This is a genomic window from Paenibacillus sp. FSL H8-0332 (genome assembly GCF_037963835.1).
Classification (GTDB): Bacteria; Bacillota; Bacilli; order Paenibacillales; family Paenibacillaceae; genus Paenibacillus_AQ; species Paenibacillus_AQ rhizoplanae.
Genome location: NZ_CP150145.1, coordinates 6,074,605 through 6,089,713 on the forward strand (window position 1 = coordinate 6,074,605; position 15,109 = coordinate 6,089,713).

Here is a 15,109-nt window from a genome sequence, read left to right on the forward strand (position 1 = left end):
ATATGGCTCCCCGAACAGGACTCGAACCTGTGACAACTCGATTAACAGTCGAGTGCTCTACCAACTGAGCTATCAGGGAATATGCATATCAGGCTTAATCGCCTGAAAACTGAATCCGAAATGAATCTGCGTGTTAGAAATTTGGATAAGCCCTCGACCGATTAGTATTGGTCAGCTCCATGCATTGCTGCACTTCCACCTCCAACCTATCTACCTCGTCGTCTTCAAGGGGTCTTACATACTGGGAAATCTCATCTTGAGGGGGGCTTCACGCTTAGATGCTTTCAGCGCTTATCCCGTCCGTACGTAGCTACTCAGCCATGCTCCTGGCGGAACAACTGATGCACCAGCGGTACGTCCATCCCGGTCCTCTCGTACTAAGGACAGCTCCTCTCAAATTTCCTGCGCCCACGACAGATAGGGACCGAACTGTCTCACGACGTTCTGAACCCAGCTCGCGTACCGCTTTAATGGGCGAACAGCCCAACCCTTGGGACCTACTTCAGCCCCAGGATGCGATGAGCCGACATCGAGGTGCCAAACCTCCCCGTCGATGTGGACTCTTGGGGGAGATAAGCCTGTTATCCCCAGGGTAGCTTTTATCCGTTGAGCGATGGCCCTTCCATGCGGTACCACCGGATCACTAAGTCCGACTTTCGTCCCTGCTCGACTTGTAGGTCTCGCAGTCAAGCTCCCTTATGCCTTTGCACTCTGCGAATGATTTCCAACCATTCTGAGGGAACCTTTGAACGCCTCCGTTACTCTTTAGGAGGCGACCGCCCCAGTCAAACTGCCCGCCTGACACGGTCCCCGTACCCGGTAAGGGCACTAGGTTAGAACCTAGATACGATCAGGGTGGTATCCCAACGGCGCCTCCGCAGAAGCTTGCGCTCCTGCCTCAACGGCTCCCACCTATCCTGTACAGATCGTACCCAAATTCAATATCAAGCTGCAGTAAAGCTCCATGGGGTCTTTCCGTCTTGTCGCGGGTAACCTGCATCTTCACAGGTATTAAAATTTCACCGGATCTCTCGTTGAGACAGCGCCCAAGTCGTTACGCCATTCGTGCGGGTCAGAATTTACCTGACAAGGAATTTCGCTACCTTAGGACCGTTATAGTTACGGCCGCCGTTTACTGGGGCTTCGGTTCACAGCTTCGGGTTGCCCCTAACCACTCCCCTTAACCTTCCAGCACCGGGCAGGCGTCAGCCCGTATACTTCGCCTTACGGCTTCGCACAGACCTGTGTTTTTGCTAAACAGTCGCTTGGGCCTTTTCACTGCGGCCCCCTCGGGCTATTCACCCTACCGAGGCACCTCTTCTCCCGAAGTTACGAGGTCATTTTGCCGAGTTCCTTAACGAGAGTTCTTCCGCGCGCCTTAGAATTCTCTTCTCGCCTACCTGTGTCGGTTTGCGGTACGGGCACCTTCTCCTGGCTAGAGGCTTTTCTTGGCAGTGTGAGATCATGACCTTCGCTACTGTAATTTTCGCTCCCCATCACAGCCTGGCCTTAGTAGTGTGCGGATTTGCCTACACACCAGCCTCACTGCTTAGACGGACATATCCATCAGTCCGCGTCACTACCCTCCTGCGTCACCCCATCGCTCATAGCGGATTACGGTGGTACAGTAATTTCAAACTGTTGTCCTTCGACTACGCCTTTCGGCCTCGCCTTAGGTCCCGACTTACCCTGAGCGGACGAGCCTTCCTCAGGAAACCTTGGGCTTTCGGCGGATCAGATTCTCACTGATCTTTTCGTTACTCATACCGGCATTCTCACTTGTATGCTGTCCAGCGCTCCTTACGGTACACCTTCAACCTACATACAACGCTCCCCTACCCCAGATGCAAAGCATCTAGCCATAGCTTCGGTGGTGTGTTTAGCCCCGTTACATTTTCGGCGCAGAGTCACTCGACCAGTGAGCTATTACGCACTCTTTCAATGGTGGCTGCTTCTAAGCCAACATCCTGGTTGTCTGTGCAACTCCACATCCTTTCCCACTTAACACACACTTGGGGACCTTAGCTGATGGTCTGGGCTGTTTCCCTTTTGACAATGGATCTTAGCACTCACTGTCTGACTCCCGGCAAGAAGTACATGGCATTCGGAGTTTGACTGAGCTTGGTAACCCTTGCGGGCCCCGCACCCAATCAGTGCTCTACCTCCACGACTCCATTCACCGAGGCTAGCCCTAAAGCTATTTCGGGGAGAACCAGCTATCTCCGAGTTCGATTGGAATTTCTCCGCTACCCCCACCTCATCCCCGCATTTTTCAACATGCGTGGGTTCGGGCCTCCAGTGCGTGTTACCGCACCTTCACCCTGGACAGGGGTAGATCACACGGTTTCGGGTCTACGTCCACATACTCATTCGCCCTATTCAGACTCGCTTTCGCTGCGGCTCCGGCTTCTCACCTTAACCTTGCATGTTAAACGTAACTCGCCGGTTCATTCTACAAAAGGCACGCCATCACCCATAGAAAGGGCTCTGACTTTTTGTAAGCACACGGTTTCAGGTTCTATTTCACTCCCCTTCCGGGGTGCTTTTCACCTTTCCCTCACGGTACTGTTTCACTATCGGTCGCCAGGTAGTATTTAGCCTTAGCAGATGGTCCTGCTGGATTCATACGGGGTTTCACGTGCCCCGCACTACTCGGGATCCGTCTCGGAGAGAACACAGTTTAGGCTACAGGGCTTTTACCTCTATCGCGGGCCTTTCCAGACCTCTTCGCCTACCATCTTCCTTTGTAACTCCATGTGAGACGTCCCACAACCCCAAGAGGCAAGCCCCTTGGTTTAGGCTGTTCCGCGTTCGCTCGCCGCTACTGACGGAATCACTATTGTTTTCTCTTCCTCAGGGTACTTAGATGTTTCAGTTCCCCTGGTCTGCCTCTGCATTTCCTATGTATTCAGAAATGAGTAACTGCGAATTACCACAGCTGGGTTTCCCCATTCGGACACCCCCGGATCAAAGCTTGCTTACAGCTCCCCGAGGCAGTTTCGTTGTTCGCCACGTCCTTCGTCGGCTCCTGGCGCCTAGGCATCCTCCGTGTGCTCTTAGTAGCTTAACCAATGCTCCGGCGTTTCGCTTGTTTGCACAATCGAAAACCTTCGCTTAGCATCACTAAAATATTGAAACTTGTTTACACAAGTTCAGCTTAAAGGAATGTTCTAAAACGCAAATTCATTTCGGTATCCAGTTTTCAAGGATCAAAGTTAAAGATGAGAGCTTAAACTCTCAAAACTGACCAACGAGTGAGTATTCGAACCCAAGGGTTCTATTGTGGAAGCTTTAGCTTCCGATTTGAATGTTTCCGTTGCAGGAAACGATTCTCCATAGAAAGGAGGTGATCCAGCCGCACCTTCCGATACGGCTACCTTGTTACGACTTCACCCCAATCATCTACCCCACCTTCGGCGGCTGGCTCCCTTGCGGGTTACCCCACCGACTTCGGGTGTTGTAAACTCTCGTGGTGTGACGGGCGGTGTGTACAAGACCCGGGAACGTATTCACCGCGGCATGCTGATCCGCGATTACTAGCAATTCCGACTTCATGCAGGCGAGTTGCAGCCTGCAATCCGAACTGAGACCGGCTTTGCTGGGATTGGCTCCACCTCGCGGCTTCGCTTCCCGTTGTACCGGCCATTGTAGTACGTGTGTAGCCCAGGTCATAAGGGGCATGATGATTTGACGTCATCCCCACCTTCCTCCGGTTTGTCACCGGCAGTCACTCTAGAGTGCCCAGCTCAACCTGCTGGCAACTAAAGTCAAGGGTTGCGCTCGTTGCGGGACTTAACCCAACATCTCACGACACGAGCTGACGACAACCATGCACCACCTGTCTCAACTTTCCCCGAAGGGCACCTGATGCATCTCTGCTTCGTTAGTTGGATGTCAAGACCTGGTAAGGTTCTTCGCGTTGCTTCGAATTAAACCACATACTCCACTGCTTGTGCGGGTCCCCGTCAATTCCTTTGAGTTTCAGTCTTGCGACCGTACTCCCCAGGCGGAGTGCTTACTGTGTTAACTTCGGCACCAAGGGTATCGAAACCCCTAACACCTAGCACTCATCGTTTACGGCGTGGACTACCAGGGTATCTAATCCTGTTTGCTCCCCACGCTTTCGCGCCTCAGCGTCAGTTACAGCCCAGAAAGTCGCCTTCGCCACTGGTGTTCCTCCACATATCTACGCATTTCACCGCTACACGTGGAATTCCACTTTCCTCTTCTGTACTCAAGTCACCCAGTTTCCAGTGCGACCTCAGGTTGAGCCCAAGGTTTAAACACCAGACTTAAATGACCGCCTGCGCGCGCTTTACGCCCAATAATTCCGGACAACGCTTGCCCCCTACGTATTACCGCGGCTGCTGGCACGTAGTTAGCCGGGGCTTTCTTCTCAGGTACCGTCACTCCGATAGCAGTTACTCTACCGGACGTTCTTCCCTGGCAACAGAGCTTTACGATCCGAAAACCTTCATCACTCACGCGGCATTGCTCCGTCAGGCTTGCGCCCATTGCGGAAGATTCCCTACTGCTGCCTCCCGTAGGAGTCTGGGCCGTGTCTCAGTCCCAGTGTGGCCGTTCACCCTCTCAGGTCGGCTACGCATCGTCGCCTTGGTGAGCCGTTACCCCACCAACTAGCTAATGCGCCGCAGGCCCATCCCCAAGTAGCAGATTGCTCCGCCTTTCATTCTCTCTTCAGGAGAGGAAAGAAATTATCCGGTATTAGCTACCGTTTCCGGTAGTTATCCCAGTCTTGAGGGCAGGTTGCCTACGTGTTACTCACCCGTCCGCCGCTAAGTTAATCAGGAGCAAGCTCCATCATAACTCCGCTCGACTTGCATGTATTAGGCATGCCGCCAGCGTTCGTCCTGAGCCAGGATCAAACTCTCCAAATTGGTATTTAGAAAGAGCGATTGCTCATTTTGAAACATCTGACGAGAATTTTCATTCTCATTTTTGGATCTCACCGAAGTGATCTCCAGATACTCACTCGTTGTTCAGTTTTCAAAGATCAAGTTCATCTTTCGTCACTGTTTTTTGTCTCAGCAGCGACCTTTATAATATATCACAGCGTCCTCGTTTTAGTCAACCTTTATTTTTAATTTCTTTTTTCGGCTGATTTACGACTGCATTACTGCGCATCGTTATGTCAGAGGGACGAGTTATAATTTATCATAAGAACTGCACCCTAGTCAACCCTAAATATTATACTCCCTTTCAGCTCTTCTGCAAACTTGGACAAATAAAATAACCCCACAAAGTGAGGCTTTAGCTTCGATGATGACTCAGGTACTTTGCGGGGGCCCCAAACATATAAATTCTATAAAAAAAGAGAGTACATGTACCCTCTCCATTCTCCCGCTAATGCTATCTATATATAGAGCTGTTCCCGCCAGTAGGCGTACTGTTCACTTAAAGGGTATAACGAATGGTATGACCGTCCCCGGCTTCAACTGCCCATGAGGCGATCTCCCGAATTAATGAACGGGAGACAAGCTTGCGGAGTACAAGCGGCAACTCTGCCTGGAGCGGGCTAAGCCCCGAATGCTGCAGAAGCTCCTTAATACTCCATGCCTCCTTACGGCTGCCCAGAATATGGAGCAGCATGGCACAGGAATCCTCCATTTTTGACATGAGGGCAAATTCACAGGCGAGCAGGATCAGCTCAATTCTCTGGTCCAAGGTCTCTGTGCTGATAGTCAATTCTTCGTATAGCTTATGGACCGGGGAGTTCAGGCTTTTCACCTGTCCCCATACTGCCGGTTCCGGGAAATACCCCGCTTCACTTACTTCAATGCGTGCCCAATGATATAAGGCAATCAGTACGCAATTATAGGCATCCATGGTACACCCTGCTTCAATATAACGCTTGGACTTAATATACATATGTAAAAAACGGGCGAATTCCATAAACAACACCCGTTCTTTGAGCGGGCCCTCAAACTGGGTAAGCTGCTTGCGCATCTCCGCCAAGATCCCCTTCGGGTCCCAGATGACCTCTCCGGATATCAGGCTGCTAACAAGCTCGTTGTTATCCCCGGCCATTACAGCACGTTCCAGTGCAGATAGACCTACATGTACCGATTGCGTCCGCTTATCAGCGGCAATGCTATGGGTTATGATGCGTTCCGTCTCCTGTTCCTCATGCAGCAGAAGTACCACCATATCAAAATCGTGCAGCAGCGCACTCTGAAACGTGGCATCCCCTCTTTGCCGCCAAGCAACGGCTCCCAGAACATTCTCCTCAAATGTCTCCCCGCTTAGTAGGGTCAAATTGGACAGTTCCATACTTCCCTCCATCAAATTTGGCGATTTTGCATCCGTCAGTTATAATCTCTATACATAATCTTATTCTACATATTCATGCCAGTTCCTCCTGAACAACCGAACTATATTTCAGTTAGGAGATCATACTCATGAAATTTAAATCAGCCAAAATCAATGCTTTTCGCACCTGGGGACTGCTTCTGACCATGCTGGGCATGGGGCTTATGATCATGGGAACTGCAGGTATTGTCTTCTGGGGATCTGCCGGCAAGGTAGTTGCTGCTGTCGGTCTTGTCATTGGACTCGTCTCCATGATGGCCAGTCTGGCTATTTATTTCTGGGCGGGCATGCTCTCCACCAGTGCGGTTCAGGTGGAATGTCCGGAGTGCCATAAGCTGACCAAAATGCTGGGCAAAACCGACCGCTGCATGTTCTGCCACACCGTCCTCACCATGGACCCTGCACAAGCTACCATTACTGCCGAAGAGCTTGAACTCCAGCAGCTTAAACATTGAACGTGTTCAGGCAGCGTTGACTCCAATCATTTGTTGTTATGCGGATATTCGGATTTCCTTGCAAAAAAAGGTGTTGTCCTCTCCAGGACAACACCTTTTTTATGATTATGATGAGCAGGAGATAATCTTATTTTATAATTCCCTTCAATGCTTCCCAAGCCTCCGGACTGGCGAAGCTCCGGTTCCAGGCTGCCACACCGCCCAGTTTCAAGGATTGGGCCAACTCTACCCTTGCTGTGAGCGAGGTGGTGTCCTCGATCCAGATTTTGCGGAGAACATCCTCCTCCTTATACTCCACGTAGTTCTGTCCGGCTTCCTTATCGAATACCGGTTTCAGCTTCTTCTCAGCAATGATCTCCTTGACCGCATTCATGCTGACGGCCTTGGAGCTTACCTTGGTCTTGCCCTTCTCGGTGGCTTCCGTCCAAATCCGCGTATAAAGCGGCACTCCCAGAATCAACTTCTCTGCCGGTACCTCATCCTCCTCGATAATCCGGTTCAAAGAACTCTTAACCCATGGTAGAGAGGCTACTGAACCTGCGACCGGACTGGCTGCCCAGTGTTCATCGTAGGCCATTATAACCAGGAAGTCGGATACGGCGGCAAGCGCCCGGCGGTCGAGGAACATGGACCACATCTCGCTCTTGGACTTCGGCGTCACATCAATAGAGACAATCAGATTCCGGCTCTGGGCCATCGGCTTCAGTTCCCGCATGAACTGCGTTACGTTCGGTCCATCCTTGGTGTACACATTCTCGAAGTCGATATTAATGCCGTCTAAGTTATACAGGTCTGCATACTTTAGCATCTGAACAATGGCATTCATCCTATTGTCATATGTGGACAAGGCTTCAGTAGTCAAATCGGGTTCAAAGCTGTTGCTCAGCAGTCCCCATACCTCCATCCCCTGATTATGCGCCCAATCCACATAGGAACGGTCAGCCTGGCTGCGCACATTACCGTTCACATCAATAATGCTGAACCAGGTAGGGCTAACTACGTTAACTCCCGGCAAATCAGCAAATTTGGCCGGATTCGGCTTGCGTTCGTACACGGCTTCCCAGAACATGTTAACAGGCTTGCCCTTCCAGCTGCGCTCGGCGCGTGTAGGCGCTGCGGGCTGTTTCTCTACTGTTGTGGTTCCGTCTGCGGTAATATCATCCGCTTGGACATAGCCTGCATAACCGTTGTCAAGCTGAGCATATACCCAGTCCTTCGTGTCCGTGTTCCAGATTCGTACGACATCCCCAGGGTTCATATCAGCAAAAATCGGTGCATGCACCGAGGGTTCACTGCGCAGGGCTTTGGTCTTTCCGCCTTCCTCACCCTTCACTTTGCCAAGCGGCACCGATTCTCCCGCAGTCATCAGCAGTACCGCACCGGTAGCCGTATCCTCATTGATCTCGAAGCCGTACAAATTCTCCAGCGTGTCTACCGGAAGGTAGGTCACTTTATCCTTAACCTCAGGAGCAAGGCGAAGCTGCAGAGGTTCATTGTTCAGACTTGCTGCTGTTGATTCCTCCTGCATATACAGGAGACTGCTGTCCGTCGAGAGAATTACAGATTTGCTCTTGTCTTCATAACGGATAGAAGGGTCTACGTATTCCTGTAAAAAAGGCAGAGGTAACAGCATACTATCCCCTGTACCTGAAGCAGAGTATCCCGTAAGCTGTCCCTTCACAAAAATCGGCTTGTCCAGCCCCTTCCAGTCCGGGTCCAGATGCTGGCGGTTCGGCAGTACATAATAAACAACCCAAAAGGCTGCGGCGGCTATGATGACAAGTCCCAATAAGCGGCGAAAAAGACTTCCACGCTTTTTGACGCGTCCTTGTCTCTGTCTTCTGTCCAAAATAGGTCCTCCAAACAATATATTGAATTTTTAAATGCAGGCAACGCTTCTGTTAAGTATACGCCATGCAGGCGAGCTTGGTTGCGCGAATCTCTTGGAAGGTTTGTATTTTTGTAACAGCTTCATTCTCTCTTCATACAAAAAAGCGTGCAGAATCCGCATTCGGACTCTACACGCTTATAGATAAACTTGCATTTCAGTGCCGCTTCTCGCCGCAGCCTTTACAGACACCATATAGTTCCATACGTAATCCATGAATCTTGAAGCCTGTGGCCAACTCGGCCTGATGCTCTACTTCATGGAGAGAGGAATAACTGAAATCCTCAATCTTGCCGCATTCCTGACAGATAACATGATAATGATCAGATACATTGGCGTCGAAACGGCTGGAATTATCACCGTAGGTCAGCTCACGGACCATACCTGCTTCCATGAACATCTTAAGATTGTTATACACAGTTGCCACACTCATGCTCGGAAACTGAGGCTCAAGCGCCCGGTAGATGTCGTCTGCCGTAGGATGATTCATCGCTTCCATCAGATACGTTAGAATCGCATGACGCTGAGGCGTAATACGGACACCGGTTGTCTTCAATTGCTCCAATGCATGCTGTACGCCACTACCCATCCATGCCACCGCCTTTGATTATACAACTTAATAATAATTCTAATGTAATTGTATGACTCTGCTTTTAGCGTTGTCAATGAAGTCATTACATTATATTCATTATTATATAATAAAAATTCCTTAATTCAATATTTGCTCACATTTAAATTGCTGTTTCCGTCTACACGCAGCTTGAATTCGCCGGTTCCGATCTGGCCGGAAAGCACTTTTTTGTCAATCACGAGCCCTGGCAGGTCTGTTACTATATCTCCATAGCCGCTGGAGCCCTCCACCGTATAATTACCCGTTAACGGCAGGAACAGTTCAATATCCCCCACTGCACTGTAAATATCCCAGTCTCCCCCGAAATCTCCGGAGCGGACACTGATCCGGCCGTTCAGGGATTCGGCATGCAGCTTGGCTCTTGCTCCGGATACCTCAACATTGCCGTTCTTCGTGGACAGATCCAGCGTATCCCCGCTGTCATATGCCGTGATATTGCCGACCGCCGTTGACATCTTCAAGGCACCTCTGACGTCCCAGGCCCCCATATCGCCTCCGCTTGTCCCCAGCTCCACATTGCCCAGGACATCTCTGGCGCGCACCGCGCCGTTTAAGGTTTTACCTTTTACATTACCGTAAATGCGGTGCAGGATCAGCTCCCCGTTCCCGGTCTCCAGCGAGATGTCGGCAATGGCCTCCACATTCTGCAGTGTTATTCCGCCATTCATCGTACGGACGTTCAGGTCGAACCGCCGGTCTTCCGGCAGGGAGATATCGAGGTTGATCCGCGGCTGGCGTTTGCCGGATTCACCGTACGCCTTACTCTGGGGTGTGATCTTGATCGTTGTTCCCTCTGTCACCTCGACAAAAGACTGATCGGCTATGGATTCAGCCAGTACCCCGTCCAGCTGGTCCACCCATACGGTTGCCGTAATCTCGATATCCTCCACAGCAGCCCGGTGAATGAGAATATCTCCATTTATAGCGTCGATATTGACCTTGGAGGTGTTCAGTTCGACCGGAACCATCAGCGGAGCCTTCTGATAAGAGCTTCCTTCCGCTTCCCCGTAATCGACTGCCGCCACGGTCAGGTTAAGACTCACCTTGTTCCACAGATGCAGATAGTGCTCCTGCTCGGTTACGATGAACACACAGGCAGCCAGTATTACCGCAGAGAACAATCCCCGCAGATCCATCCTAGCTCTTCCGGCAGTACCGCTCTGCTTCAGACGGCGGAAAAGAATATAGATCAGCAGATACTCTACTCCCCATAATACCGGAATGATAGGCCACCATTTGAGCAGCAGCATCATATAATCCGTTCCATCGCGCCAGTCCAGGAGAAGCAGAATTCCGACAGCAGCCAGTGTTACTGAGGCCGTATATCTGCCGATCCGCCGCTTCTTCCGTTCCTTGTCCTGACGCGCTATGGAGTCCCGGGCCATCTCTCTGATTCCCATAAGCAGGCCAAGGCCTATCAGCACCACGGAGGCGGCAGCACCGGCAGAGGTCTCAATGAATCCCCGAAGCCAGGGCGGCTTTTGCTGGAAAAGAAAGAGCAGCGCTCCGCCGATAAGCAGCAGGAGGCCAAAGGAAATCCCCGGCTCGCTGATCCTTACCCGGCGTCTTGATGATGTACTAGACTGGATGGTCTCCAGCTCTTCTGGATCATGCTCATCAGGAAACCGCAGAATCCGGTCTGCGTTCTGGAGCGCGTCGAATACATTATAGAAGTATAATACCGGAATCAGCAGCCCCAGCAAGATCAGCAATGGTACATTAATTTGCATCCCGATAGATGAGAAATACAGCAGCGCCACAATATCCAGCACAATTAGGAAAATGACAGAAATCCCTTTGCGGAGCAGCCCGAGATAGAGATGTCCCGTGCCAGGAAGCACTGCAGCCAGCAGGCCGGCTATAAATTTACGTTTGCGCGGACGGCGTTTGGGACGGGGAGGGATGTAGGGGGCCTTCATTTCTTCATCAGCTTCAGACAGCGGCAAGCCTGCCTCATTCTCTTCCTCCAGCACGGGAAGCTCCTCATGATTCTGTTGACCGGAATTCATTCTCGGTACTCCTCCTTTCTAAAATGGGATGTACTTGTCATTTCAGCCTGCCTGTCCGGTGGAACTCCAGCAACTCTACTCCCGGAACCACCTCTTCGGACCCCACAGGAATGAACCCGTGCTTGGTATAGAGCGTCACTGCCGGAAGGTTCAGCTTCCCCGTAGAAACGATAAACTGCTCCATCTCCGCATAACGGTCAAAGATAAATTCTAACAGTCTTCCGGCCACGCCTTGGCGGAAATGGTCCGGGCTGACCATCATCCGGGTAACGGTTAGCTTGCCGGGAGACTCCTGGGTGACTGCAACAGCGCCGAGCAGCTCCTCCGTCTCATCGAAGCAGCCGTAGAACTCCTCTGTAACCCGGCTGAGCATGTCCCTCGTCTCGAGCAGCGGCGGTATGTCACGAAACCCGATGATCTCCGCCTCCAGGCGGTACGCCTTATGCTGAAGGCTCCATAGCTCATCCAGCATGATCTCATCCTGCAGATTCAGCTTCACTATTGTATCCATCCGTACATTCCCCTTATATACTGCACAGGGGCCTGCCGTTGCCGACAAGCCCTGTGCCCAAGATTCTATAATCTATTACCCAATCTAGCTGTTCAGCACTTCTGCAAGCAATGTGTTCACAAGACCCGGGTTCGCTTTCCCTTTGCTTGCCTTCATGACCTGTCCTACAAGGAAGCCGATCGCTTGTTTCTTGCCGGCCTTGTAGTCTTCGACAGATTGCGGATTAGCAGCGACCACTTCCTGTACGATTTTCTTAATCGCACCTTCATCACTAATCTGCACTAGACCCTTTTCTTCAACGATAACTGCAGGCAGCTTGCCGCTCTCCAGCATTTCTTTGAACACGGTTTTGGCAATTTTGCTGCTGATGGTTCCGCCTGCGATCAGGCCGATCATCTCGCCCAGTCCCTGCGGCGTAATCTTCACCTGGGATAATTCCAGATTATTGCTGTTCAAATATCCCAGCAGGTCTCCCATCATCCAGTTGGCGACAGCCTTGGCATCCTGTGTATAAGCCAGACTGCCTTCAAAGAAGTCGGCAAGCGGCTTGGATGAGGTAAGCACTCCCGCATCATAGGCAGTCAGGCCAAATTCTTCGCTGTAACGGGCCTGCCGGGCATCTGGAAGCTCCGGAATGGTGGCACGGATCTGTTCCTTCCAGGAATCACTGATATGCAGCACGATAAGATCCGGGTCCGGGAAATAACGGTAGTCATGGGCTTCTTCTTTACCGCGCATAGACAAGGTCTTGCCCCCAGCTTCATCCCAGCGGCGGGTCTCCTGCACAACGATCCCGCCGTCATCCAGAATCTCTCCCTGACGGAGTTGTTCGTACTCCAGCCCGCGGAGAACCCCGCGGAAGGAGTTCATATTCTTCAGCTCCGCCCGGATACCGAATTCCTCCTGCCCTTCCGGGCGCAGGCTGATATTGGCGTCACAACGCATCGAGCCTTCTTCCATCTTCACATCGGATACATCGCAATACTGCATGATGGCGCGGATCTTCTCCAGATAAGCACGCGCCTCCTCAGGCGAACGCAGATCAGGCTCAGAGACAATCTCAATAAGCGGAGTCCCCACCCGGTTGAAGTCAACCAGTGAAGCAAATCCTCCATCCACATGAGTCAGCTTGCCCGCATCCTCCTCCAGATGAAGACGGGTGATGCCGATCCGTTTGGTCTCTCCATTCACTTCAATATCAATCCAGCCGTTCAGGCCGATAGGCTGATCAAATTGCGAAATCTGGTAGGCCTTCGGGGAATCGGGGTAGAAATAGTTTTTGCGGTCGAATTTGCTGACATCGCCAATCGTACAGTTCAGAGCCATTGCGGCTTTCATGGCGTACTCTACAGCCTGCCGATTAAGAACCGGCAATACGCCGGGGTGGCCCAGACAGACCGGACAGGTATGGGTATTAGGCGGAGCGCCGAATTCTGTGGAGCAGCCGCAGAAGATTTTGGACTTGGTATGAAGCTCCACATGAACTTCAAGCCCGATGACCGTTTCATATTTAGACATAGATAATCTCATCCCTTAAAAGTTTTGTGGGCAACTACTCAAATTATATAAGAAGCACTAAAGAAATAAACAAAAAGCAAAAGAAACGGAGGGGAAATTTGGAACTGTAGGAGCGGTAGCGACCGCCTGAAAGCTTTCCGCAGGAAAGCTCGCTTCGGAAGCATCATCAGTCACCGGATTTCACCCGCGAAGAGCGGTTTAAATCAAGAAATCTGGGGACAACAGCGGCCGGAAGTCCAAATGTTCACCGCAGTGACGATGTAGCTTCAAGTTCAAATCTTAAGTGCATCTTAATATAAAAGCTACATTTGCGGACGGGCCTTGTGATGCTCTGTATGCTGTTCAAAGGCATGCGCAACGCGCAGTACCGTACTCTCGTCAAACTCCTTGCCGATAATCTGCAGGCCGACAGGCAGGCCTTCTGCGAAGCCGCAAGGGATGCTGATGGCAGGAATACCGGCCAGACTGACAGGAATGGTCAGGATATCATTCAGGTACATGGTCAGCGGATCTTCGGTCTGCGAGCCCAGCTTAAAGGCTGTCGTAGGCGCAGTCGGGCCGATCACGACATCATAATTCTTGAACACTTCATCGAAATCCTGCTTAATCAAGGTGCGAACCTTCTGCGCCTTCAAATAATAAGCATCGTAGTATCCGGAGCTGAGCGCATAGGTGCCGAGCATAATCCGGCGTTTGACTTCAGGACCGAAGCCTTGACTGCGGGAGTTATGGTACAGATCCAGCAAACCGCCTCCGTCATCCACACGCGTCCCGTAACGGACACCGTCAAAACGGGCAAGGTTGGATGAAGCCTCGGAAGAAGACAGGAGATAATAAGCAGCTACGGCATATTCTGTATGCGGAAGCGAAACCTCTTCCCACACGGCGCCGAGACTCTCCAGCACTTTAAGCGCTGACAGCACGGATTCACGGACCGATGCGTCTACGCCTTCGCCGATGTATTCCTTCGGCACAGCTATACGCAGACCGGAAATATCACCGGTGAGCGAACTCAGATAATCAGGTATGCTAACCTTGGCCGAGGTGGAGTCCTGGGCATCATAACCGGCAATCGCCTGCAGTACATACGCTGAATCCTCAACGCTGCGGGTAATCGGACCGATCTGATCCAGGGAGGAGGCAAAAGCTACCAGACCGTAACGGGAGACCAGGCCATAGGTAGGTTTAAGACCGACCACTCCGCAGTAGGAAGCCGGCTGGCGGATCGAACCTCCGGTATCGGAGCCAAGGGTGAAGAACACTTCTCCGGCCGCAACCGCCGCTGCCGAACCACCGCTCGACCCGCCGGGAACACGTTCCAGATCCCACGGATTGCGCACCGCCCCGAAGCTGGAATTTTCATTCGAACCGCCCATGGCGAACTCGTCCATGTTCAGCTTGCCCATGGTTACGGCATCGGCCTGGCGCAGCTTGGAGACTACGGTCGCATCATAAATCGGCTGGAAGTTATTAAGGAACTGGCTGGCACAGGTGGTGCGCAGACCTTTGGTCACAATATTATCCTTGATTCCGGCAGGCAATCCGAATAACAGACCACCCGCTGCTCCGGACGCCAGCTTGTCATCAAGCGCACGTGCCTGATCACGGGCACCCTCTTCATTCAGTGTCAAAAAAGCATGAACCTTGCTGTCACGTTCCGCAATGACGGACAGGGATTCTTCAGTCAGTTCACGGACCGAGACCTCTTTACTGTGCAGCATGTTATGTACTTCAGGTAGTCGATATTGAAACAGGCTCAACTTGCTT

Annotated in this window: 8 protein-coding genes, 1 tRNA gene and 2 rRNA genes; 1 reads left to right on the forward strand and 10 read right to left on the reverse strand. The window is 51.7% G+C overall.

Annotated elements, in window-relative coordinates:
* Positions 1-3: 3 nt before the first annotated feature.
* The 4 genes from NST43_RS26330 to NST43_RS26345 all read right to left on the reverse strand — a co-directional run bounded on the left by NST43_RS26330 (position 4) and on the right by NST43_RS26345 (position 6,291).
* Positions 4-79, reverse strand: a tRNA-Asn gene (locus NST43_RS26330).
* 62 nt (positions 80-141) lie between these two features.
* Positions 142-3,070: ribosomal RNA gene (locus NST43_RS26335) — 23S ribosomal RNA — on the reverse strand.
* Positions 3,071-3,339: 269 nt separating this feature from the next.
* Positions 3,340-4,898: ribosomal RNA gene (locus NST43_RS26340) — 16S ribosomal RNA — on the reverse strand.
* The 16S and 23S rRNA genes sit together here with 1 tRNA gene alongside, the layout of an rRNA operon.
* 517 nt (positions 4,899-5,415) lie before the next feature.
* Positions 5,416-6,291, reverse strand: a complete 876-nt coding sequence (locus tag NST43_RS26345; RefSeq protein ID WP_209991894.1) for a nucleotidyltransferase-like protein — start codon at positions 6,289-6,291, stop codon at positions 5,416-5,418.
* A 128-nt stretch (positions 6,292-6,419) separates the two neighbouring features.
* Between NST43_RS26345 and NST43_RS26350 the strand changes: the two genes are divergently transcribed.
* Positions 6,420-6,785 (forward strand): DUF2614 family zinc ribbon-containing protein, encoded by a 366-nt coding sequence (locus tag NST43_RS26350; protein WP_209991893.1) that lies wholly within the window; start codon positions 6,420-6,422, stop codon positions 6,783-6,785.
* A gap of 127 nt (positions 6,786-6,912) precedes the next feature.
* Here NST43_RS26350 and NST43_RS26355 read toward each other — a convergent pair whose 3' ends face one another.
* The 6 genes from NST43_RS26355 to gatA form a co-directional block, all read right to left on the reverse strand.
* Positions 6,913-8,634, reverse strand: a complete 1,722-nt coding sequence (locus tag NST43_RS26355) for a glycosyl hydrolase family 18 protein (protein ID WP_339220279.1) — start codon at positions 8,632-8,634, stop codon at positions 6,913-6,915.
* Positions 8,635-8,830: 196 nt separating this feature from the next.
* A complete protein-coding gene (locus tag NST43_RS26360; protein ID WP_339220280.1) occupies positions 8,831-9,262 on the reverse strand; it encodes a Fur family transcriptional regulator in 432 nt (143 codons plus the stop codon).
* Between the two features lie 125 nt (positions 9,263-9,387).
* Positions 9,388-11,313, reverse strand: coding sequence for a DUF4097 family beta strand repeat-containing protein (locus NST43_RS26365; RefSeq protein WP_339220282.1), 1,926 nt, complete (start codon positions 11,311-11,313; stop codon positions 9,388-9,390).
* A 37-nt stretch (positions 11,314-11,350) separates the two neighbouring features.
* Entirely contained in the window at positions 11,351-11,824 is a 474-nt protein-coding gene (locus tag NST43_RS26370; protein ID WP_209991890.1) for a GNAT family N-acetyltransferase, read from the reverse strand.
* 84 nt (positions 11,825-11,908) lie between these two features.
* Positions 11,909-13,354 carry an Asp-tRNA(Asn)/Glu-tRNA(Gln) amidotransferase subunit GatB gene (gene gatB, locus NST43_RS26375; protein ID WP_209991889.1) on the reverse strand — a complete coding sequence of 482 codons (1,446 nt, stop codon included), beginning with the start codon at positions 13,352-13,354 and terminating at the stop codon, positions 11,909-11,911.
* 290 nt (positions 13,355-13,644) lie between these two features.
* Positions 13,645-15,102, reverse strand: coding sequence for an Asp-tRNA(Asn)/Glu-tRNA(Gln) amidotransferase subunit GatA (gene gatA / locus NST43_RS26380; protein WP_209991888.1), 1,458 nt, complete (start codon positions 15,100-15,102; stop codon positions 13,645-13,647).
* Positions 15,103-15,109: the final 7 nt, after the last annotated feature.

Coding starts and splice junctions, on each gene's coding strand:
- NST43_RS26350 (WP_209991893.1), top strand. CDS start 6,420: ATGAAATTTAAATCAGCCAAAATCAATGCTTTTCGCACCTGGGGACTG.
- NST43_RS26360 (WP_339220280.1), bottom strand. CDS start 9,262: ATGGGTAGTGGCGTACAGCATGCATTGGAGCAATTGAAGACAACCGGT.
- gatB (WP_209991889.1), bottom strand. CDS start 13,354: ATGAGATTATCTATGTCTAAATATGAAACGGTCATCGGGCTTGAAGTT.
- NST43_RS26345 (WP_209991894.1), bottom strand. CDS start 6,291: ATGGAACTGTCCAATTTGACCCTACTAAGCGGGGAGACATTTGAGGAG.
- NST43_RS26370 (WP_209991890.1), bottom strand. CDS start 11,824: ATGGATACAATAGTGAAGCTGAATCTGCAGGATGAGATCATGCTGGAT.
- NST43_RS26365 (WP_339220282.1), bottom strand. CDS start 11,313: ATGAATTCCGGTCAACAGAATCATGAGGAGCTTCCCGTGCTGGAGGAA.